22 protein-coding genes and 4 pseudogenes are annotated in these 21,137 nt (G+C 35.4%); 16 read left to right on the forward strand and 10 right to left on the reverse strand.

Annotated features, from left to right (window positions below; genetic code table 11):
• Positions 1-16 precede the first annotated feature (16 nt).
• Genes thrB through HCD_RS08175 form a run of 5 tightly spaced genes read left to right on the forward strand, consistent with a single transcriptional unit; the run spans position 17 to position 4,750 of the window.
• Positions 17-898 carry a homoserine kinase gene (gene thrB, locus HCD_RS08155; protein ID WP_014660081.1) on the forward strand — a complete coding sequence of 294 codons (882 nt, stop codon included), beginning with the start codon at positions 17-19 and terminating at the stop codon, positions 896-898.
• A complete protein-coding gene (locus tag HCD_RS08160) occupies positions 885-1,139 on the forward strand; it encodes a DUF448 domain-containing protein (RefSeq protein WP_173361704.1) in 255 nt (84 codons plus the stop codon). The genes thrB and HCD_RS08160 overlap by 14 nt, the downstream gene beginning before the upstream one ends.
• Positions 1,136-3,982: a translation initiation factor IF-2 gene (infB, locus tag HCD_RS08165; protein ID WP_014660083.1), complete on the forward strand. Its 2,847-nt coding sequence runs from the start codon at positions 1,136-1,138 to the stop codon at positions 3,980-3,982. Before HCD_RS08160 ends, infB begins: the two co-directional genes overlap by 4 nt.
• Entirely contained in the window at positions 3,982-4,317 is a 336-nt protein-coding gene (gene rbfA / locus HCD_RS08170; RefSeq protein ID WP_014660084.1) for a 30S ribosome-binding factor RbfA, read from the forward strand. Before infB ends, rbfA begins: the two co-directional genes overlap by 1 nt.
• Positions 4,310-4,750 carry a ribosome maturation factor RimP gene (locus HCD_RS08175; protein ID WP_014660085.1) on the forward strand — a complete coding sequence of 147 codons (441 nt, stop codon included), beginning with the start codon at positions 4,310-4,312 and terminating at the stop codon, positions 4,748-4,750. Before rbfA ends, HCD_RS08175 begins: the two co-directional genes overlap by 8 nt.
• Before the next feature lie 250 nt (positions 4,751-5,000).
• On the opposite strand, the pseudogene tnpA reads toward HCD_RS08175, so the two are convergent.
• Positions 5,001-5,395 (reverse strand): annotated as a pseudogene (tnpA, locus tag HCD_RS08180) (IS200/IS605 family transposase).
• A gap of 132 nt (positions 5,396-5,527) precedes the next feature.
• Between tnpA and HCD_RS09635 the strand changes: the two are divergent.
• Positions 5,528-6,214, forward strand: a pseudogene (locus tag HCD_RS09635) (RNA-guided endonuclease InsQ/TnpB family protein); the annotation flags it as partial.
• A gap of 572 nt (positions 6,215-6,786) precedes the next feature.
• Here the strand turns inward: HCD_RS09635 and csm2 are convergent.
• The 3 genes and pseudogenes from csm2 to HCD_RS08200 form a co-directional block, all read right to left on the reverse strand.
• Complete coding sequence (gene csm2 / locus HCD_RS08190) at positions 6,787-6,969, reverse strand: type III-A CRISPR-associated protein Csm2 (RefSeq protein WP_014660088.1); 183 nt, start codon at positions 6,967-6,969, stop codon at positions 6,787-6,789.
• A 347-nt stretch (positions 6,970-7,316) separates the two neighbouring features.
• Complete coding sequence (locus HCD_RS08195; protein WP_014660089.1) at positions 7,317-7,526, reverse strand: hypothetical protein; 210 nt, start codon at positions 7,524-7,526, stop codon at positions 7,317-7,319.
• Positions 7,527-7,537: 11 nt separating this feature from the next.
• Positions 7,538-7,762: pseudogene (locus HCD_RS08200) on the reverse strand (Cas10/Cmr2 second palm domain-containing protein); the annotation flags it as partial.
• A 21-nt stretch (positions 7,763-7,783) separates the two neighbouring features.
• Between HCD_RS08200 and HCD_RS09395 the strand changes: the two are divergent.
• On the forward strand, positions 7,784-7,933 hold the full coding sequence (locus HCD_RS09395; RefSeq protein WP_158308566.1) for a hypothetical protein: 150 nt from the start codon (positions 7,784-7,786) through the stop codon (positions 7,931-7,933).
• A gap of 205 nt (positions 7,934-8,138) precedes the next feature.
• Here the strand turns inward: HCD_RS09395 and HCD_RS08205 are convergent, their stop codons facing one another.
• From HCD_RS08205 to HCD_RS08220, 5 genes and pseudogenes are all read right to left on the reverse strand, one after another.
• Positions 8,139-8,540, reverse strand: coding sequence for a hypothetical protein (locus HCD_RS08205; RefSeq protein WP_014660091.1), 402 nt, complete (start codon positions 8,538-8,540; stop codon positions 8,139-8,141).
• Positions 8,537-8,665, reverse strand: a complete 129-nt coding sequence (cas6, locus tag HCD_RS09640; RefSeq protein WP_014660092.1) for a CRISPR system precrRNA processing endoribonuclease RAMP protein Cas6 — start codon at positions 8,663-8,665, stop codon at positions 8,537-8,539. The genes HCD_RS08205 and cas6 overlap by 4 nt, the downstream gene beginning before the upstream one ends.
• Positions 8,665-9,252, reverse strand: coding sequence for a hypothetical protein (locus HCD_RS08210; RefSeq protein WP_014660093.1), 588 nt, complete (start codon positions 9,250-9,252; stop codon positions 8,665-8,667). Before HCD_RS08210 ends, cas6 begins: the two co-directional genes overlap by 1 nt.
• Positions 9,249-9,482, reverse strand: a pseudogene (gene csx20, locus HCD_RS08215) (CRISPR-associated protein Csx20); the annotation flags it as partial. The pseudogene csx20 and the gene HCD_RS08210, both read right to left, overlap by 4 nt.
• Before the next feature lie 81 nt (positions 9,483-9,563).
• On the reverse strand, positions 9,564-10,103 hold the full coding sequence (locus HCD_RS08220) for a hypothetical protein (protein ID WP_014660095.1): 540 nt from the start codon (positions 10,101-10,103) through the stop codon (positions 9,564-9,566).
• Positions 10,104-10,296: 193 nt separating this feature from the next.
• Here HCD_RS08220 and HCD_RS08225 point away from each other — a divergent pair, with 193 nt between their 5' ends.
• The 3 genes from HCD_RS08225 (at position 10,297) to gdhA (ending at position 13,764) form a co-directional block, all read left to right on the forward strand.
• A complete protein-coding gene (locus HCD_RS08225; RefSeq protein WP_014660096.1) occupies positions 10,297-11,520 on the forward strand; it encodes a M48 family metallopeptidase in 1,224 nt (407 codons plus the stop codon).
• Complete coding sequence (gene prmC / locus HCD_RS08230; protein WP_014660097.1) at positions 11,517-12,356, forward strand: peptide chain release factor N(5)-glutamine methyltransferase; 840 nt, start codon at positions 11,517-11,519, stop codon at positions 12,354-12,356. Before HCD_RS08225 ends, prmC begins: the two co-directional genes overlap by 4 nt.
• A 61-nt stretch (positions 12,357-12,417) precedes the next feature.
• A complete protein-coding gene (gdhA, locus tag HCD_RS08235; RefSeq protein WP_014660098.1) occupies positions 12,418-13,764 on the forward strand; it encodes an NADP-specific glutamate dehydrogenase in 1,347 nt (448 codons plus the stop codon).
• A 428-nt stretch (positions 13,765-14,192) separates the two neighbouring features.
• Here gdhA and HCD_RS08240 read toward each other — a convergent pair whose 3' ends face one another.
• The gene (locus HCD_RS08240) at positions 14,193-14,744 is read right to left on the reverse strand and encodes a YbhB/YbcL family Raf kinase inhibitor-like protein (RefSeq protein ID WP_041594963.1); all 552 of its coding nucleotides are present in this window, start codon (positions 14,742-14,744) and stop codon (positions 14,193-14,195) included.
• Positions 14,745-14,915: 171 nt separating this feature from the next.
• On the opposite strand from HCD_RS08240, the gene HCD_RS08245 reads away from it, so the two are divergent.
• The 6 genes from HCD_RS08245 (at position 14,916) to msrB (ending at position 20,791) form a co-directional block, all read left to right on the forward strand.
• On the forward strand, positions 14,916-15,404 hold the full coding sequence (locus HCD_RS08245; protein ID WP_014660100.1) for a helix-turn-helix domain-containing protein: 489 nt from the start codon (positions 14,916-14,918) through the stop codon (positions 15,402-15,404).
• 131 nt (positions 15,405-15,535) lie between these two features.
• Positions 15,536-16,708, forward strand: a complete 1,173-nt coding sequence (locus HCD_RS08250; RefSeq protein WP_173361711.1) for a NifS family cysteine desulfurase — start codon at positions 15,536-15,538, stop codon at positions 16,706-16,708.
• Positions 16,709-16,731: 23 nt separating this feature from the next.
• Positions 16,732-17,712, forward strand: a complete 981-nt coding sequence (locus HCD_RS08255) for an iron-sulfur cluster assembly scaffold protein NifU (protein ID WP_014660102.1) — start codon at positions 16,732-16,734, stop codon at positions 17,710-17,712.
• 172 nt (positions 17,713-17,884) lie between these two features.
• A complete protein-coding gene (locus HCD_RS08260) occupies positions 17,885-18,121 on the forward strand; it encodes a ribbon-helix-helix domain-containing protein (protein WP_014660103.1) in 237 nt (78 codons plus the stop codon).
• A 105-nt stretch (positions 18,122-18,226) separates the two neighbouring features.
• Positions 18,227-19,573, forward strand: a complete 1,347-nt coding sequence (gene radA, locus HCD_RS08265) for a DNA repair protein RadA (protein ID WP_014660104.1) — start codon at positions 18,227-18,229, stop codon at positions 19,571-19,573.
• A 138-nt stretch (positions 19,574-19,711) separates the two neighbouring features.
• Positions 19,712-20,791 carry a peptide-methionine (R)-S-oxide reductase MsrB gene (gene msrB, locus HCD_RS08270; RefSeq protein WP_014660105.1) on the forward strand — a complete coding sequence of 360 codons (1,080 nt, stop codon included), beginning with the start codon at positions 19,712-19,714 and terminating at the stop codon, positions 20,789-20,791.
• Positions 20,792-21,137 lie beyond the last annotated feature (346 nt).

Below are 21,137 nucleotides of genomic sequence, written 5' to 3' on the forward strand. Positions count from 1 at the left end.
ATAGGGGTTTTAGAATTTGATAGTGAGTGTTCCAGCAACGAGTGCGAATTTAGGCCCCGGTTTTGATTGTTTGGGCTTGAGCTTGAATTTACGCAACCGCTTTTTTATTGAGCCTAGTAGTTTTCAGGCCATGAAGCTAGTTGGAGAAGGCGAAGGGATTCCTAAGTTTTTAACGGATAATATTTTTACTAAAGTGTTCTACAAGATTTTAAGAATGCATGGAGATGAACGCTCTTTTAAGTTTTTATTACACAATAAAGTTCCTATCACAAGGGGTATGGGTTCTAGCTCGGCAATGATTGTGGGTGCAGTTACTTCGGCATTTGCTTTGTTAGGATTTGCTTTTAATAAGGAAAATATTTTAAACACCGCCTTGTTTTATGAATCCCACCCTGATAATATCACTCCGGCGGTTTTTGGGGGCTATAATGTCGCCCTTGTAGAGAAAAACAAAGTCGTGAGCTTGAAAGCTAAGTTGCCTTCGTTTTTGAAGGCGGTTATGGTTATTCCTAATAGAGCCACTTCTACTAAGCAATCACGCCAGGTTTTACCCAAGCGCTATAGCACCCAAGAAAGCGTTTTCAACCTTTCGCATGCAAGCTTGATGACTATGGCGATTATGCAGGGTAAATGGGAGTTGTTGCGTGTGTGTTCTAAAGATAGGATGCATCAAAACAGGCGTATGCAAGCTTATCCGGTATTATTTATGATTCAAAAACTTGCTTTGGAAAATAATGCTTTAATGAGCACGCTCTCAGGGAGTGGTTCATCGTTTTTTAACATGTGCTATGAAGAAGATGCCCTTAGGTTAAAGCAAGTTTTAAGTAAGAAATTTCCTAAATTTAGGGTAGCGATTTTAGATTTTGATAACGATGGGGTCATCATTGAGAAAGACTGAGATTAAAATTCGCATGTGTGTGGTGTGTAGGATTCGTCAATCTCAAAAGGATTTGTTGCGTTTGAAGAGTTTTGAAGGCCAAATCGTGGGGTTTGATGGTAGGGGTCGTAGCTTTTATGTGTGTGAAGTTTGTTTGAAAGGCGGAGAAAAAAAATTGCTTAAGGCGATTTCAAAGATAAAAAACGCCCCAAAAGACACTAGAAATATTATTACTTGGATTAAGGAGAGAAGCATAGCATGAGTGGTATGGTTGATTTAAAAGAATTTGTAACAGAGCTTGGTAAGACACAAAAAGAGCTTAAAAATATCATAGAGCAAGCCAAAGATATTGGTTTAGAGCTAAAGACAAATTCCAAAATTACCCCAGAGCAAGCGGACAAGCTATACAAATACATTGTTGATGGCATTAAAGAACAGGTGCAATCTAATAAGGTTGCCAAGACTCTTGAAAAAGAAGATTTAGATGAGCTTGCAGCAAAAAGTCAAAAATCTTTGGAGACTTCAAAAATATCTAAGCCTAAAAAAGAAGAAAAATCAAGCAAAGAAGCCACTAAAGAAAACACTAGAGCTACTAAGGAAGTCAAAGAAGAAAAAAGGGCTAAAGAGCTTGCCACACCCATTGTAAAAAAGAGAGAAATAGAAATTGTAAGCACTTTTGAGAATGGAACAAACCTTACAGAAAACGCTTCTATAAAAGAGAGTGCTTCCAAGAGCATTACAAATATAGAGCGAGAAAAGGCTAAGCAAAAGCTCCAAGAAATCCAAAAAACTAGAGAAGCCCTAAACAAACTCGCCCAAAGCCCTAGTGCCAAGAGAGAAACTAGCACGATAGCCAAAAGCGAGCAAGAGCATTTAGAAACCAAACGCCATGAAAATATCAAAAGACGCATGGGTATTAGGATTGTTAGGCGTAATGATGAGTCAGAAAATAGCGTGATTGAGAGCAAAAAGCCCACTCAAAGTGCGGCGGCTATTTTTGAAGATTTCAAAAAAGAATGGCAAGAAAAAGACAAACAAGAGACTAAAAAAGCTAAAAAACCTAGCAAATCTAAAACCACTTCTATAGCCAAAAACAATAAATCTCATAAAATTGATTTTAGCGATGCGAGAGATTTTAAGGGCAATGATATTTATGATGACGATGCCGATGAAATTTTATTGTTTGATTTGCATGAACAAGACAACTTAAACAAAGAAGAGGAAGAAAAGGAGGCACGCCAAAATATCAACGACAGGGTGCGAGTGCAGAGAAAAAACCCTTGGATGAGTGAGGGCGGAATCAAGCGCCATTCTAAGAAAAAGCGTGTGTTTCGTAACGATAACAGCCAAAAAGTAGTCCAAAGCACCATTAGTATTCCTGAAGAAGTGCGTGTTTATGAATTTGCAGAAAAGGCGAATTTGAATTTAGCTGATGTGATTAAAACGCTCTTTAATTTAGGGCTTATGGTTACTAAAAACGACTTTTTGGATAAGGATAGTATAGAAATTTTAGCTGAAGAATTTCATTTAGAAATTTCCATTCAAAACACTTTAGAAGAATTTGAAGTAGAAGAAGTGTTAGAAGGAATCAAGAAAGAGCGTCCGCCTGTAGTTACTATTATGGGGCATGTAGACCATGGTAAAACTTCATTGCTAGATAAAATCCGTGATAAGAGAGTGGCACATACAGAGGCTGGGGGGATTACTCAGCATATCGGAGCTTACATGGTAGAGAAGAATAACAAGTGGGTGTCTTTCATTGATACACCCGGCCATGAGGCCTTTAGTCAAATGCGAAATCGTGGGGCTCAAGTTACTGATATTGCAGTGATTGTGATTGCGGCTGATGATGGCGTGAAACAACAAACTATTGAAGCCCTAGAACACGCAAAGGCTGCAAATGTGCCTGTGATTTTTGCGATGAATAAAATGGATAAGGAAAATATCAACCCTGATAAACTCAAAGCGGAGTGTGCCGAGCTTGGTTATAACCCTGTGGATTGGGGCGGAGAGTATGAATTTATTCCTGTTTCAGCAAAAACTGGCGATGGCATTGATAATTTATTAGAAACCATTCTCATTCAAGCAGATATTATGGAATTACAAGCCATAGAAGAAGCAAGTGCTAGAGCGATTGTTTTAGAAGGAAGTGTAGAAAAGGGTCGAGGAGCTGTAGCTACGGTGATTGTCCAAAATGGGACTTTAAATGTAGGGGATAGTTTTTATGCAGAAACTGCATTTGGTAAAGTAAGAACGATGACTGATGACCAAGGCAAGAGTATTCAAAGTTTAAAACCTTCTATGGTCGCTCTCATTACAGGCTTGAGTGAAGTCCCTCCAGCTGGTTCAGTCCTAATAGGGGTAGAAAACGATTCTATCGCACGCTTACAAGCTCAAAAGAGAGCGACTTATTTACGCCAAAAAGCTTTGAGTAAAAGCACTAAAGTGTCTTTTGATGAGCTTTCAGAAATGGTGGCTAATAAGGAATTAAAAAATATTCCTGTAATCATTAAGGCTGATACACAAGGAAGCCTAGAAGCGATTAAAAACAGCTTGTTAGAACTCAATAACGAAGAAGTAGCCATTCAAGTGATTCACTCTGGAGTTGGGGGCATTACAGAAAATGACTTGAGTCTTGTAGCAAGCAGTGAGCATGCGGTGATTCTAGGCTTTAATATCCGCCCAACTGGTAATGTGAAAAACAAAGCTAAAGAATGGAATGTGAGTATTAAGACTTACACGGTGATTTATGCATTGATTGAAGAAATGCGTTCGTTATTACTAGGCTTGATGAGTCCTATTATTGAAGAAGAGCATACCGGACAAGCTGAAGTGAGAGAAACCTTTAATATTCCTAAAGTTGGCACCATAGCAGGGTGTGTGGTGAGTGATGGCGTGGTTACTCGTGGCATTAAGGTGCGTTTGATTAGAGATGGTGTTATCATTCATACCGGCGAAATTCTCTCTTTAAAACGCTTTAAAGATGATGCTAAAGAAGTTTCTAAGGGTTATGAGTGTGGGATTATGCTAGAAAATTATAATGAGATTAAAGTGGGCGATGTGTTTGAAACCTACAAAGAAATTCATAAGAAAAGAACCCTTTAATGAATGTCCATAAAGAACGCTTAGAATCTAATCTCTTAGAACTATTGCAAGAAGCTTTATCAAGCTTGAATGATAGCGAGCTAAACTCTTTGAGTGTTACTAAAGTAGAATGCTCTAGGGGTAAGCACCATGCTCATGTGTTTGTGCTTTCACAAGATTGTAAAATCCTTTCAAAATTAAAAAAGGCTGAAAGCTTGATTAGGCAGTATGTTTTGCAAGCAAGCGGATGGTTTAAATGCCCAAAGCTTAGTTTTGCCCTAGATAATAGCCTAGAAGAGCAACTCCGCTTAGACGCACTATTTAATCAAATCGCTGAAGGGAAAAATGATGACTAAAATGGTAGAAGAAAAAATTGAAGGTGTCATTGAAAGCTTGGGCTACTTGCTCTATGATGTGAGTCTAGTTAAAGAAAATGAGCAAAATATTTTGAGAGTAAGTCTCAAAAATCCTAATGGGGCAATTAGCTTAGATATATGCCAAGAAGTGAGTGAAATTATTTCACCCTTATTAGATGTGTGTGATTTTCTTAAAGACGCTTATATTTTAGAAGTGAGCTCTATGGGTTTAGAAAGAGTGCTTAAAACCCCCAAACACTTCAAACTCTCTTTAGGCGAAAAAGTAGAGGTTCGGCTGATTAACAAAGAGAGTTTTCAAGCTATTATTAAGAATGCGAATGAAACAAGCGTAGATTTTGAACTAGATGACAATACCATAAAAAGCGTAAATTACAAAGAATTAAAAAAGGTTAAAACGCTGTTTGAGTGGTGAGATTAGATTTGTTTTTTGGATTTTAAATGGTTTTATTAGGGCGTTAGAAATTTTATCACACCAACACAAGGGAGAAGGCTTTTTGAAAGTGGTTTTTAAACCTAAACATTAAAAATATTTGGGATTTCTATCTAAGTTGTTTTTTAAAAAATCTCAAACCAAGGCTTTAACATTTAGACAAAATCCCAAATATCTTTAATGTTTGAGATGTTTGTCTTAGTGCCACAAGGCACTATAAAAAATAGTAAAGTTAGCCTTGATTTTCTATATACGCTTTGATAGTTTCAGAGTTAGTCTCAAGGGTAGAACAAGCAAAAATCCATCAGTGAGAAAATGTTTTAACTTTTGAGAAAAGTGTTTTTGTAACAAGGGGACAAATCTCTTATCTCGCCAAATCCTATAAGTAGTGATTTGTTTTATTCTAGCAATAATAGAACAACTAGATATTTTAGGAATATATTGTATCATTAGGCGTAAATGCTCTCATATCACTTTCCATAGCAATAATTATGAAGTTGCTTTGAGTAGCTATTTCATCAACAATAGCCTTAATAAAATTATTCAAATCCCCTTGTAATAACTTTTTTCTATACTTACACACTAAAATCAAATGAGCTTTTAGGTTATGCTTACTTCTATTATAATAGGAACATATCCCCTTAGTTTATAGTGATTTTCTTTCTTTTTTTATCCTTGTTTTATTTTTATAAAAACATTGTATAACTATACAAGATAAAAAATAAGGAGTATTTTTGCGAAATGCTATTAAGTAATTGAATTTATCCTAATGTTAAACAAAAAGAGCTAATCTCTAAGCATTTTGTCTGTTTCTTGGGTAGTGTAGTTCTGCTTTATTAGATTGCAGACAAAAGCAATACGCACCATTAAAGAAACTTACTTTACTCTTACATTAGGTCTTAACTCAAATCAAGCAACAAGAAAAATACGCCTATCTTAATGTGTGTAACTCTCAAAGTAACTCAAATGGCGTTAAGACAACTTGTAACAGCAACTTAATAATTTTTTTAGCAAAAGAGCTAAATACCCTAAATTCAAATCTTAGAATTACGCTAAACAATCTTTCAAAGACAAAAACAAATGCAATCCTAAGAAAATGTAGAAATCAAAACAGAAACTAAAAAAATCACACTTCCTAAATTTAAAGTTGGCATTAAGGCTAAACTACATAGAGCTTTATCTAAAGATAGCGTAATCAAACAAGCTTGTTTCTTGTATGAGCTTCTAAATATTTTTGTTCTATCTCTTATGAGACTAAAGAGCCTATTCCTAAGCCTACAATTATAAAAAAAGCTGTAGGTTCAGATATGGGTTTATCTAGTCTTATTGTAACAAGTGATAAGAGAATACCCTCATATTCGCTTTTATCAAAAACTAGAAAATAAACTCATAAAAGAACAAAGGAGATTAAGTAAAAAAACAAAAGGTTCAAACAATAAAAAGAAATAAACTAAAGATGATAGATACAAAATAAAGATAGATAAAACTAGGGTAGGAATTATCCAAAGTGCTTGTAGGGTTTTCTCAAGTAACGCTTGTGGAATTTCCTCTAATAGGGTTAGTTCTAAATATGGCAACATATTAGACTTAGCTAGTTATAAAACGATGAAACAAGTTGCCCATTATATTTAGAAATTGGGCAATTTAATATAAATGGTTTAGCTTTAAAATCAAAAATATTTTTTATGGTTTTATTATTATGTAATGGAGAGGTTTCTCACGCATGTGTAGATAAAAAAATCAAAACATTGTTTTTTGTGCGTTTAGCATGAAGCCCTATAGCCCCCTTGTATGTGTGGCTCAAGTACTCTTAAAAAGATTAAAAAGCACTTGGCAAAATAGATAAAAAATGGTTAAAATTCGTTTGTTCTTTTAAAAAATGTTGCTGTATGAGACGAGAGAATGAAAACAAGATGCCGTAGTCATGGCGGTTTTAGAGCTTGTGGCGTTTGGGGTAATTTTAAGGCAATAACCATTTATTTTTCATTTATTCATATTTATAAAATCCAAGCACGGTCTCAAAAATAAGGCAAAACTTCTAGTTTCTCTTTAGCTTTTGCTTGCTTGATACAAGTTTCCATCATTTCATAAAAGGTTGCATTAATCACTTTTCTAGCCCTTACATAAGCGATTTTAGAGCGTAGCATTTGAATAATAGGTAGGATATTTTCTTTATATTCCTTATTGTCCTTGTATCCCATGTTTTTTTCTTTTATATTCTAAAATATAGTCATAAAATTTTCACACTTGTGTGCTAATGGTTTCCAGTTTGTCTATAGTAGCTTTTGCTGATTTTTGTGCTATTTCTCCAAATCATTCAGGTTTTTGCGTGTAGTCTAAAATAATTTCTTCCATTTTTTATCCTTAAGTTTAAGGTTGTATTCTTTGATAGATGTATTCACGCAAAAAGACTTTAACTTCCTTTGGATTTTTCTCTATTTTTTTGGATTTTCTATGTCTATATTCCTTACAAAAGTAAGATTAATTGGAATTTCCACATAGAAGCTTGCATAAGTTCTTCTATTTTAACTTCTTTGTATTGAAGTTTTTATCCATTTCTACTAATTCTAACAAGCGGTATAAAAAGGCGGTGGTATTTTCTTTGTTCTTGCAAGTCTTTATAAGTCTCTTTTAGGGCTTTATAAACATCTAAATAGTCATTCCATATTATTGTTTCACCAAATAGATTTAAAGCGTTCTTTTCATCATTGTCTTTGCCATTATTGCTATTTGTTTTTATTTTTAATGTCTTTTGCATTTTTTTAACAGCTATTCACTAGCCTGTGCTAGATAAGAAATAGGGGTATTAGATTTAGCGATGCAAATACCAAAAGAAACGCTTAGTTTGTTGTTAACAAAACTTCTAAAATATTTTCTAATTTGTCTAGCTAAATCCAACACTTCGTTCCATGTCACTACTAAAAACAAATCATCGCCACCAGCAAACACCATGTAAGTATTAGGAAATTTTTCTTCCATAAGCTTTGTTACATATAAAGAAAGGAAATATTAAGATTGTTTGAAAAAGTGTCAAATTCTTTAAAACTTTTTACTTCTAGTTTGTCTCTGTTAGCTAGAGTGATTGCCAAGCCTAATAAAAGAACTACAAATTTCACAGCTTTCATCATCTATTTTAATACGATGCATGTTGCACATGGGACATAGAGTTTGATGGTTTAAATCTTTGTCATAAGAAAAGGTTATTTATTCTTTTGTCTTGTGTAGAAGATCAAATTTATTAAATTTGGCTTGTTATTCTTTCTCGCTAATTGCTTCTCTTAGTTTTGTATATTTGCCGTATTGAAAACTTTTTTATTAACACTTACATCATTATCTTTTGACTTCTTATGGCAAAATAATTTTACCCCACTCAAACCAAAAAATATTTCATAAAATAGTTATCCATTGTTTTTTGAATATCTTTTATGATATTTTCATTTAAATTTTTGGAAAGAATTTCTATTTTTCCAGCTTTTGAATATGGTTTGTAAGTTTTATCTCTGCCATATTTATCACAAATAAATTCTATTAAATAATCTGTAAAGATTTGAATGAACGCCGACTTAGCTCTTAGCACCTTAGTGGCGTATTCGGTCGTGAGATTATCAAAAATGAATTTTTGTATCCCATAAAAATCTCCAGCAATCAAGCACATTTCATCAGTCAAAAGACTATCAATATCTTTATAATGATTGCCTTTAACATCTTTGTAAAATTTTTTATTAAAACCTATATTTTGATAAATTTCTTCAAAATTTATTTTCTCACTCATTCTAACCCCTTAACTTCAATTTTTCCTAATCCAAACACGCAAGATTTGCCCACACCTATAAGCTCGCCTAATTTTAGCACTTCAAAACTTTCCTTATTCAAGCCTTTAATTTTCACACTCCCCACTAGCCCCCCAAATTGCGGGGTTTCATCTGTCGTTGATAAATGGAATTGATTAAGTCCTTTAGCTCCAAAATCTTGGCATCTCTTAGAAAGCGATTATCCTTTTTAATCCTTAAGGGCATAACCAATTCCAAGATGATGTTTTCAAAACGCTCTTTAATGCTAAAGATTTGTTGGCTATTTTTTGGCAAACTGATTTCTTCATGATTCAAACAATTTGTTTCATTAATGAGCATACTAAAATCTTCATAAGTCTTTTTCTCTTTACCTAAGCCGATGTTTTTAAGCATTTCTAATAACGCACTTAGCACATAAGCAAGCTCCTTGGTGGCACGATTGAATAAATACAAGTTAAAATCATATTCTCTAGCGCCTAGTTTAAAATCCAAGCGATACGCATGAGTAGTGTTTTTAATCTCAAAAAACGCACAATACAAGCATTTTTCTTTAGCAATACATTCGCCATGTTTATTGGGTGGATTTAAACACACGATTTTTTTAAGCGCTACGCCAAAGGCACCCCTAATTTGACTACCCATAAAAAAGGGTGGCTTATCCTTGATTTTTATGGTGATTTTGATGTAGTTCATTTTTCATACTCCCTAAATCTTACATGCCTAAAGATAGAAGTTTTGACCAACTCGCCTTTTTCATTCACGCTTTCTGCGCACTCTCTTTTGGTGGTGGCATACACACAAAGTAAGCCTAAATTTTGACAAAAATTTACCATATTAAAAGCCGCTCCAAAATCCCCACTAATCAAAACCATATCATTTTTTGTAGCGTTATGTTGGATAAATTCTTTTATAGGATTTAAATAGTCTTTTAAGCTTTTCTAATTGACTAGGCACTTGAGACCATAAAATTTGCAATTCTTTAAACGGCTTTGCGTAATACTTTTTTACTTTATTCTCATTTTATAAAGCCATCTAGCCACCAACATAATAAATAAAATCGCACTTAAAAACACGAAGCCTGTGATTTTGTAAAGGGGGATAAAGGTTTTTTCAAATCCCTCTTCTACAAGAATAATTTTAGAAACGCCCATATGGTTGCTGGGGGCATTGTCTATGAGATAAAAGCCCTGTTTTTTAAGCACAAAATAGGGGATTTTCATTGACGCTTCATCTTTGAGAGAGATAGCAAACGCTCCGATATTGGAAAACTTGATTTTATTGTCTGTGTCTAGTAAGACAAAGGGGGTGTTTTTGAATTTTTCTTCCAAAATTTTTAAAGGGTTTAAAGAGTGGGTATTGTCTGATTCTATAAGGCTTTTAGTGATAGCATTGGCGGTGTATTGCATGCGTATTTGGGTGTTTTCTAAGAGATTAGTTTTTTCATAAGAGATAAATAACGCTAGTAAAATAACCACTAAAAGCAAGGTAGAAAGGATATAAACGCTCAAAAAACGCTTTTTGAAAGAAGATTGACAAGAGGGCATAATAGACCTTTTATATTTGTAGTGGGTTTAATAACACAGCTTTTTAACCACAAATTTGAATTAAAAATGCTTGGATACGACCCCTTTTTTACCATACTTGCTTAATTTTATAGTAAATGTTTGAAAAATTGCTATAATTTTTTGTAAGTTTTATAAGGTAGTTCTGTGAGTTTTATTAAAAGGAATTTAAGAGATGCTTGATTTATGGGTAGATATGGTGATTTGTATCGTTTATTGGCTCTTTTTCACTACCCCCCACATTGTGGGCGATATTCTTCAATTAAATTTTATCCGTCAAAAGCTCCATGATAAACCCATTTTACTACCCTTAAACGATTATGAAGAAGCCGGGAATTATGCGATTAAGAAATTGCATTTATCTATAGGTTCTCAAGTTTTAGATGGCGTGATTTTTGCTGGCTGGGTCTTCTTTGGCTTGGGGCGATTAGAAGATTTTACGCATTATTTGAATCTCTCTGAAATCATGGGTTACTTGGTGTTTGCGTTGTTGTTTTTAGGGATTCAAAGCTTTCTATCTTTGCCTATTAGCTACTACACCACCATGCATTTAGACAAGGAATTTGGCTTTTCTAAGGTTACTTTATCGTTGTTTTTTAGGGATTTTTTCAAGGGTTTATCACTTACTTTAGTGGTGGGATTGTTGTTGATTTATCTCCTGATTATGGTCATGGAACACATAGAGCATTGGGAGATTGGCTCTTTTTTTGTTGTGTTTATCTTTATGGTTTTAGCTAATCTCTTTTATCCAAAAATCGCTCAACTTTTCAACAAATTCACCCCCTTAGACAATAAAGATTTAGAAGCAAAAATTGAGTGCATGATGAGTAAGGTGGGTTTTAGAAGCGAAGGCATATTTGTTATGGATGCTAGCAAGAGAGATGGGCGTTTGAATGCATATTTTGGGGGCTTGGGTAAGAATAAGCGGGTGGTATTGTTTGATACCTTGTTGTCTAAGGTTGAAGTGGATGGGCTTTTAGCCATTTTAGGGCATGAACTAGGGCATTTCAAACACAAGGATTTGTTGAAGGGTTTAGGGCTTATGGGTGGGTTGCTCGCTCTTATTTTTGCTATTATTTCTCATTTGCCATCGGTGGTTTTTGAAGGTTTTAATGTCTCAGAAACGCCAGTGAGTTTGATTATTATTTTACTCTTACTCTTGCCTGTATTTTCCTTTTATGCAATGCCTTTGATTGGATTTTTCAGCCGTAAGAATGAATATGCAGCAGATAGGTTTGGAGCAAGTTTAAGCTCTAAAGAGACCTTGTCAAAAGCTTTGGTGTGCATTGTCAATGAAAATAAAGCCTTTCCTTATTCACACCCTTTTTATATTTTTCTCCATTATACGCATCCACCATTGATTGAACGCTTGAAAGCCTTGGATTACGAAGTTAAATGACAATTTCACAAGCCCTAAATTGTGTCAAAAAAGAATTGTCTCAAAAAGGTTTTAGGGGGGGCTTAGAATCTGAAATTTTATTAAGCTTTGTCTTACAAAAAGAACGAGTCTTTTTGCACACGCATACGCATTTGGAGTTGAGCCATGAAGAAGAGACACGCTTTTTTGAGTTAGTAACGAAGCGTTTGAATGACTACCCCATAGAGTATTTATTAGAAAGCTGTAGTTTTTATGGGCGTGATTTTTATGTGAATGAGCATGTTTTAATCCCACGACCTGAAACGGAGCTTTTAGTAGAAAAAGCCCTTGCTGTTATTTCTCAGTATCACTTAAAAGATATAGGTGAAATAGGCATAGGTAGTGGGTGTGTGTCTGTTAGCTTGGCTTTAGAAAATCCTAAGCTTTCCATTGTAGCGAGTGATATTTCAAAGAGTGCCTTAGAAGTGGCGTCAAAAAATATTGAACGCTTTAATCTAAAGAAACGCATTTTTTTGAAAGAGACTCATCTTTGGGATCATATGCCAGCCACGATACAAATGCTTGTTTCTAACCCGCCCTATATCGCTAGAGATTATCCTTTAGAAAAATCTGTTTTGAAAGAACCTCATAACGCCCTTTTTGGTGGGGTTAAAGGCGATGAAATTTTAAAAGAAATCGTTTTTTTAGCCGCTCAATTGAATATTCCTTTTTTAGTTTGTGAAATGGGGTATGACCAACAAATGAGTTTGAAAGAATGCTTAGAATTTTGTGGCTATCATGCAGAGTTCTACAAGGATTTGAGTGGCTTGGATAGGGGGTTTGTAGGAGTTTTAAAAAGCTTTTTAAAATCAAATTAAGACTTAATTATCATTTTGGTGTTACAATAAAAATCCTAAAAACAACCAAGGAATGCCGCTTATGTATACTGAAAAAATTCTTCAATCTTTACAGAAAAAATACCCTTATCAAAAAGAGTTTCATCAAGCTGTTTATGAGACCATCACTTCTTTAAAACCCCTTTTAGATAGCGATAAAAGTTTTGAAAAACATGCGATTTTAGAGCGTTTAGTTGAGCCTGAGAGAGAAATCTTTTTTAGAGTGTCATGGCTAGATGATAATAATCAAGTTCAAGTTAATCGTGGGTGTAGGATTGAGTTCAACTCCGCTATTGGCCCTTATAAGGGGGGCTTAAGATTTCATCCAAGTGTGAATGAAAGCGTGATTAAATTTTTAGGCTTTGAGCAAGTGTTGAAAAATTCGCTCACCACTTTGGCTATGGGGGGGGCTAAGGGGGGGAGTGATTTTGACCCCAAAAACAAGAGCGAGCATGAAATCATGCGTTTTTGTCAGGCGTTTATGAATGAATTATACCGCCATATTGGGGCGACTACTGATGTTCCAGCTGGAGATATTGGGGTAGGTGAAAGAGAGATTGGCTATTTATTTGGGCAATACAAGAAATTGGTCAATCGTTTTGAAGGCGTATTGACTGGTAAGGGGCTAACTTATGGGGGGAGTTTAGGTAGAAAAGAAGCTACAGGCTATGGGTGTGTGTATTTTGCTGAAGAAATGTTGCAAGAGAGAAACAGCTCTTTAGAAGGTAAGGTTTGCAGTGTTTCTGGGAGTGGTAATGTGGCTATTTATACCATTGAAAAGCTTTTGCAATTGGGGGCAAAGCCTGTTACAGCAAGTGATTCTAATGGCATGATTTATGATAAAGATGGCATTGATTTGGGGCTTTTAAAAGAGATTAAAGAAGTGCGCCGTGGAAGGATTAAGGAATACGCTTTAGAAAAAACAAGTGCTAAATACATGCCTGTAGAAAATTATCCTAAAGGGGGTAATGCAGTATGGCATGTGCCTTGTTTTGCGGCTTTTCCTAGCGCGACAGAGAATGAATTGAGCGTAATAGATGCCAAAACACTTCTTTCTAATGGGTGTAAATGCGTGGCCGAAGGGGCGAATATGCCTTCAACTAATGAAGCGATTGAATTGTTTTTGCAAGCTAAGATTTCTTATGGTCTAGGTAAGGCAGCAAATGCTGGGGGAGTGAGTGTGAGTGGCTTAGAAATGTCGCAAAATGCGAGCATGCACCCTTGGAGTTTTGAAGTGGTGGATGCAAAATTGCACCATATTATGAAAGAAATTTATCAAAATGTTTCAGAAACTGCTAAGGAGTTCAAAGACCCTACGAATTTTGTTCTAGGGGCTAATATCGCTGGTTTTAGAAAAGTAGCGTTTGCAATGATGGCTCAGGGGGTTTAAGGAATTTAGTTTTTATAATTCCTTTATTTTCTTATGCTTTGGGGGGTTGGGGGTTAAATGTTTTGATTATTTGCTGTTTGTTTTTTTTTTTTGATTTCATGGGATTCTAGCTTTTAGTTTATAAGGCTAGAAGTTAGAAATCTTAATAAAAGGAGATAGTATGGGAAATCAAAAACCAAACCCTAATTATCCTTCTACTACAGGAAATCCTAGTGGAAAAGGTCGTGGCAATGCCCCTAAAGGCAAGTAAGCATTAAGCTTAGTAGCTTTTTAGCTAACAAGCTATTTCTATGGATGGGGGGGGGAATAAAAAACATTCCGATTACTCATCGTTAGGTAAATAACAAAAATGCACCAGCTTTACTATCACAAAAACAACAAGAAGCTCACAAAGATAGCCTTGATTTGATTGTTTTATAAGGCATAGCCTATGCCCTAATAAATTGTTTATATAAAAACTCTGTTCTTCCTATAGCCATAATGTGGCCACGCATTTTGTCATGCAAATCGCCTAAGAAAAAAGGGGGTTTTAATTCAAGCTTAGGAATGTCTAGGGCATACACTTGGATAAGGTAATGATGTTCGCCGTTAGGGGGCATAGGACCGATATAGATACTATTATTTACATTGGAATATTGTTTTTCGCTTTCATTAAGAGTTGAACGCACAAAGCCTTGAGTGAGCGAATTGACCCCTTGAACGATTTCTTTATCCGTTATTGAAGCGTTTTCTTCTAAGACATTGCTAGAAATATTACCCACAACCCAATGAATAAACGACATGCCACACACTTGTTGAGCGTCATGGTCTATAAGCTCTAGAGCGTAACTTTTAGCATTTTCTACTTTGTCCCATGAAATCTTGGGCGAATAAGTGGGTAAGCCATTTTCATCTAAAAATTCTTTAGGGGCATTCCCACCAAATTTAGCGTCCAAGTAGCCTTGAGAGTCGGTTTGAATAGTTACATTAAAGGTTTTTATCATTAAGTATCCTTTAAAAAGAGTTCTGTATGCCGCTTAATTGTATCATAATAATATGGTGGCGTGGTGTTTGCAAATATATTGTAATTTAATGTAATTAGTAATACTGATATGAAATAATAATTTTTAATACTTAAATGGCTATTTATTTTTTATTGTTAATATTACAGAATGGAAAGTAGAATAGATGAATTGAGTGCCAAAATAGATGCACTATTGGAACAGCAGGAAAAAGTGATGGTGTTATTAGAAAGCTCTTTGAAGGCTCGTGCGTGGATTACACCACAAGAAGCCTTACTTACTGGTTTTAAGCAACATAATAATATTTTAGAATTAGAAGCAAACGAGCTTGAGTTAGCCCCAGAGATTAGTCAAGAAGATGAAGAGAAGCGGCTTTGCGTGTTGAAACATTTAGGTCATATAGATATTACTAAAAATAAACAAGAACCCCATTTTAAAAAGGATTGTATAGAATTTATTCAAAAGTTTAATATTCAAAAATCTATTATTATCACAGCCCTTTATAATCTCAAAGGTATCAAGCCCACCAAAAAAGAAATCGCTAGGCAATTGCAAAAACTCTATGTATGGGAAAGGCGTTATTCAAAAGGCGGGATGGACGCCCTAAAGGACAGACGGGGTCGCCCCCTTAAATCATAGGGGATATTCACGCTTCAACTTATTTTTGCTATTTCTATCTTATTTTTAAGTTAAAATTAAGAAAATATCTTGTATTTAATCATTATTAAAACCTAGATGGGAATAATTATGTAAAAATTTTAAGGAGAACACTGACCTTGTTACAACAACGAATTTATTTAGATAATAACGCTACGACTAGAATTGACCCTAAAGTTAAAGAAATCATGGAGCCATTTTTGACAGAGCATTATGGAAATCCTAGCTCTTTGCATAAATTTGGTACAGAAATTCACCCTGCCATTACTGATGCATTAGACAAGCTCTATATGGGCATTAATGCTAGAGATATAGATGATGTGATTATCACTTCTTGTGCGACTGAAAGTAATAATTGGGTTTTAAAGGGCGTGTATTTTGATGAATGCTTAAAAAAAGGTAAAAATCATATTGTTACCACTGTTGCAGAACATCCGGCTGTGCGAGCGACTTGTAGTTTTTTAGAAAGTTTGGGAGTAGAAGTTACTTACTTACCTATCAATGAGCATGGGAGTATAACGGCCAAACAAGTTGAAGAAGCCATTACACCTAAGACCGCTCTAGTGAGTGTGATGTGGGCTAATAATGAAACCGGTCTTATTTTTCCTATTGAAGAAATTGGGGCTATCTGCAAAGAAAAAGGAGTGTTATTTCATACTGACGCTGTGCAAGCTATTGGTAAAATTCCTGTAGATGTAGCCAAAGCTAATGTGGATTTTCTCTCTTTTAGTGCTCACAAATTCCATGGGCCAAAAGGTATTGGGGGGCTATACATTAAAAGTGGGGTGGAATTGACCCCCCTGTTTCATGGCGGAGAACATATGAATGGTAGGCGTAGTGGGACTTTGAATGTGCCTTATATTGTGGGCATGGGGGAAGCGATGAAACTGGCCACTGAGTATTTGGACTATGAAAGAGATGTGGTAGGGAAATTGCGTGATAGATTAGAAGATGCTCTTTTAAAAATTCCTGATGTGATGGTGGTGGGCGATAGAATCAATCGTGTGCCTAATACGACTTTAATTAGCGTGAGGGGGATTGAAGGTGAGGCTATGCTATGGGATTTAAATCGTGCAAATATCGCCGCATCAACAGGAAGTGCGTGTGCGAGTGAGGATTTAGAAGCAAATCCGGTAATGGTAGCCATTGGGGCTAGTAAGGAGCTTGCTCACACGGCGATTAGGTTGTCATTGAGCCGTTTTACCACCGAAGCTGAGATTGAAAAAACGATTGAAGTTTTTTCTAAAGCGACTATAAGATTGAGAAATATTTCAAGCTCTTATTAAAAATATTGATAAAGGAATAAATAATGGCAAAACATGATTTAGTGGGTTCAGCTCTTTGGGATGCGTATTCTAAAGAAGTTCAAAGGCGTATGGATAACCCTACGCATTTAGGGGTTTTAACAGAAGAGCAAGCTAAGGAAAAAAATGCAAAGCTTATCGTGGCAGATTATGGTGCAGAAGCATGTGGAGATGCGGTGAGATTGTATTGGCTTGTAGATGAAAGCACAGACACTATTATTGATGCGAAGTTTAAAAGCTTTGGTTGTGGGACAGCGATTGCGAGTTCTGATATGATGATAGAATTGTGCTTGGGGAAAAGAGTTCAAGAGGCGGTAAAAATTACGAATTTAGATGTGGAAAGAGGCTTAAGAGACGACCCAGATACCCCAGCAGTTCCGGGACAAAAAATGCATTGCTCAGTGATGGCATATGATGTGATTAAGCAAGCTGCAGGCTTGTATTTGGGGAAAAATGCCGAGGATTTTGAAGAAGAAATCATTGTGTGTGAGTGTGCGAGAGTGAGTTTAAGCACTCTAAGGGAAGTGATTAAGCTCAATGATTTAAAAAGCGTTGAAGAAATCACTAACTACACTAAAGCTGGTGGTTTTTGTGGGAGCTGTGTAAAACCCGGCGGGCATGAAGCTAGAGACTACTACTTGGTGGATATTCTTAAGGAAGTGCGTGAAGAAATGGAGGCTGAAAAACTTAAGGCTACAGCTAATAAATCTCAAAATGGAGAATTGGCTTTTAGAGAAATGACTATGGTTCAAAAGATTAAGGCGGTAGATAAGGTGATTGATGAGAATATCCGCCCTATGCTGATGATGGATGGGGGGGACATGGAGATTTTAGATATTAAAGAAAGCGATGATTACATTGATGTGTATATTCGTTACATGGGTGCATGCGATGGGTGCATGAGTGCTACTACAGGAACTTTATTTGCCATTGAAAATGCCTTGCAAGAATTATTAGACCGAAATATTAGGGTGTTACCAATTTAACGATTTTCTGGGGGGGGGGGGCTATTTTAAGTGATTCGATAGTAAATGAGAGACAAAAATTGGTAAGAATAACTAATATTTGTAACATTATCCATTATCTGCTATTTTTATGCTAACATGCTATTAAAATTTCATTTAAAACTATTTTTAAATGATGATGTCAAGGATTTTTATGGAAACGACGAGAGATACAGATGAAACTTATACAAAAGGACGCAAGACTAAATTAGGACGCAAACCAAAGGCTGATTCTAGTAAGAAAACTCGTGCCGTGAGCTTGTATTTCTCTGATGAGCAATACCAAAAATTAGAGCAAATGGCTGGCGAAGAAGAAGAGAGTGTGGGTTCATATATCAAACGCTATATTTTAAAGGCTCTACGAAAAGCAGAACAGGATGGCGATTTGTAAGCCTTGTTTAATTGCTTTCTTGATGCTTGATTGATGATTTAAAATTCACTTAATAATAATTGGTTTTAAGCTGTATAATTTTTGAATAAAAAATAAGGGATTATTATGGCTAAAAAAACTTCTTTATTTGAGTGTCAGCATTGTGGTTTTACTAGTCCTAAATGGCTAGGCAAGTGCATTCAGTGTAACTCATGGGAGAGCTTTGTAGAATTAAATCAAACTCAAAAGGAAGTTTTAAAGACTTTTCAGTCTCCACTTTCAAAAACACAAAAAAGCATTTCTATTGTTGAAATTGAGCATGAAGAAGTCATCAAATTTCCATCCACTCAAAGCGAACTAGATATTGTTCTAGGTGGGGGGATTGCTAAGGGGGGGCTGTATTTAGTTGGGGGAAGCCCAGGGGTGGGGAAATCCACTTTACTTTTAAAAGTTGCTTCTGGGTTAGCTAGAAATAAGCAAAAGGTTTTGTATGTAAGCGGCGAAGAGAGTTTGAGTCAAATTAAAATGCGAGCTACTAGGCTAGATTGCATAGAAAAGGAATTGTATTTACTCAATGAAATCAATTGGCCTGTGATTAAGGCTAATATTGAAAGCGAGAATTACTTTGCTTGCGTGATTGATTCTATCCAAACGCTCTATTCGCCAGAGATTTCTTCAGCACCCGGTTCTATTTCGCAAGTGAGAGAAATCACTTTTGAACTCATGCGTTTAGCCAAGACTAGAGATATTGCTATTTTTATTATCGGTCATATTACTAAAGAAGGCTCAATTGCTGGCCCTAGGGTGCTAGAGCATATGGTAGATAGCGTGCTGTATTTTGAAGGCGACCCTAGCAGAGAATTAAGGATTTTAAGGAGTTTTAAAAACCGCTTTGGCCCTACAAGTGAAATCGGACTCTTTGAGATGAAAGAGCAAGGTTTAGTAAGTGCCAAAGAGACTTCAAGCTTGTTTTTTTCTAAAGAAGAACCTATGGAAGGGAGTGCGATTACCATTACTTTAGAAGGCTCAAGAGCATTAATCTTAGAAATCCAAGCGTTAGTGAGTGAATGTGCGTTTGGAATGCCAAAAAGACTAGCTAATGGATTTGATACTAATAGGCTTAACATGCTCATAGCTCTGTTAGAAAAAAAGCTAGAAATCCCCTTAAACCGCCATGATGTATTTATTAATGTGAGTGGGGGCATTAAGATTAGTGAGCCTGCTTGTGATTTAGCCGTCATTGCTAGTATTCTTTCAAGCTTTAGAAACAGAAAAATTGACAATAAAACCGCCTTTTTAGGTGAGGTTAGTTTGAATGGCAGGATTTTAGAAGCCCCTAATTTGAATGCAAGGTTAAAAGAAATGGAGAATTATGGTTTTTTAAAAGCCATTTTGCCTAAAAAACCCAGTCAAAAAACTTCTATCAAATGCTATGAGGCGAATGTGGTAGGCAAGATTATTGAATGGATGTAGGGGCTATAAAAAATAATCTAGTCATAAAGAGTAATTTCAACCCTTTTTAAAAAGTAATTAGAGTGTGAGACAAATCTAGGAGTAAACATTGTTCTTTTTAGCCTATAATTATCATTATCGTCAAAGAAGGACAATCTAATGAAAACATTACAATACTTGAAGATTCTTTATTTTTCTTTGTTGGTAGGGGCTATTATGCAAGCTGGTGAGAGTATGGGAATTAAACATCAAAAGGCAGATGAAAGGGTTATTTATCTAGCTGGGGGGTGCTTTTGGGGGCTGGAAGCATATATGGAGAGAATCTATGGTGTCATAGATGCAAGTGTAGGTTATGCTAATGGTAAGACTAAAAGCACGAGCTATGAGAAATTACATCAGACTGATCATGCTGAGAGCGTTAAGGTTGTTTATGATACTAAAAAAATCAGTTTAGACAAATTGCTACGCTATTATTTTAAGGTGATTGACCCAGTGAGCATAAACAAACAGGGTAATGATGTAGGTAGGCAGTATCGCACGGGTATTTACTATGTGAATAATGGGGATAAAAAAGTGATAGACAATGCTTTAGAAGAACTGCAAAAGAAAGTGAAAGGAAAAATCGCTGTTGAAGTGGAGCCTTTGAAAAATTATGTGAGAGCTGAAGAATACCATCAAGATTATTTGAAGAAAAATCCTAATGGCTATTGCCATATTGATTTAAAAAAGGCTGATGAAGTGATTGTGGATAGTGATAAATACACTAAACCAAGCGATGAAGTTTTAAGAAAAAAGCTTACAGAACTTCAATATGAGGTTACCCAAAACAAACGCACAGAAAGAGCCTTTGAGAATGAGTATTATAATAAGGAAGAAGAGGGTATTTATGTGGATATTACCACTGGTGAGCCGTTATTTTCTTCAGCGGATAAATACGATTCAGGTTGTGGGTGGCCAAGCTTTTCTAAGCCTATCAATAAAGAAGTGGTGAAATACGAAAATGATGAGAGTTTTAACACGAAACGCATTGAAGTATTAAGCCGCATTGGTAAGGCACATTTAGGGCATGTGTTTAATGATGGGCCAAAAGAGTTAGGGGGGTTGAGATATTGTATCAATAGTGCATCTTTAAGGTTTATCCCCTTAAGAGATATGGAGAAAGAAGGTTATGTAGAGTTTATTCCCTATATCAAAAAGGGCGAATTAAAGAAATACATTAAGGATAAAAAGTCTCATTAGGGTGTGGGGTATTTTAATTTTTTCTAACTCCCAACGCTTTTTTAAAAAAGTATTGTTGTAAAAAACATTTTTATTTTTTTCTTTCTTAAAAGCGGCTTTTCTTGAATAGTTTCTTAAAAGTGCTTTTTGCGTTTTTTGTTACCAAAGCTCGTTTATTAAGGTATTAGAATGAAGCGAGCATTATCCATAACTAGCAGATAGTCCTTTGGCTATTCTTAACAGACTAATCATTATCTTTTTAATTCAATATCATTCAGATTGCTCTAAAGAGGAATCGATAGACCAAGTCTTAAAAGAAGTGAAAAGAGTTTGTGGTTTAAAAATAATAAAAGAATTTAAATAGATG

Origin of the sequence: Helicobacter cetorum MIT 99-5656, assembly GCF_000259275.1 — a bacterium.
In the GTDB taxonomy this organism is placed as follows: Bacteria; Campylobacterota; Campylobacteria; order Campylobacterales; family Helicobacteraceae; genus Helicobacter; species Helicobacter cetorum.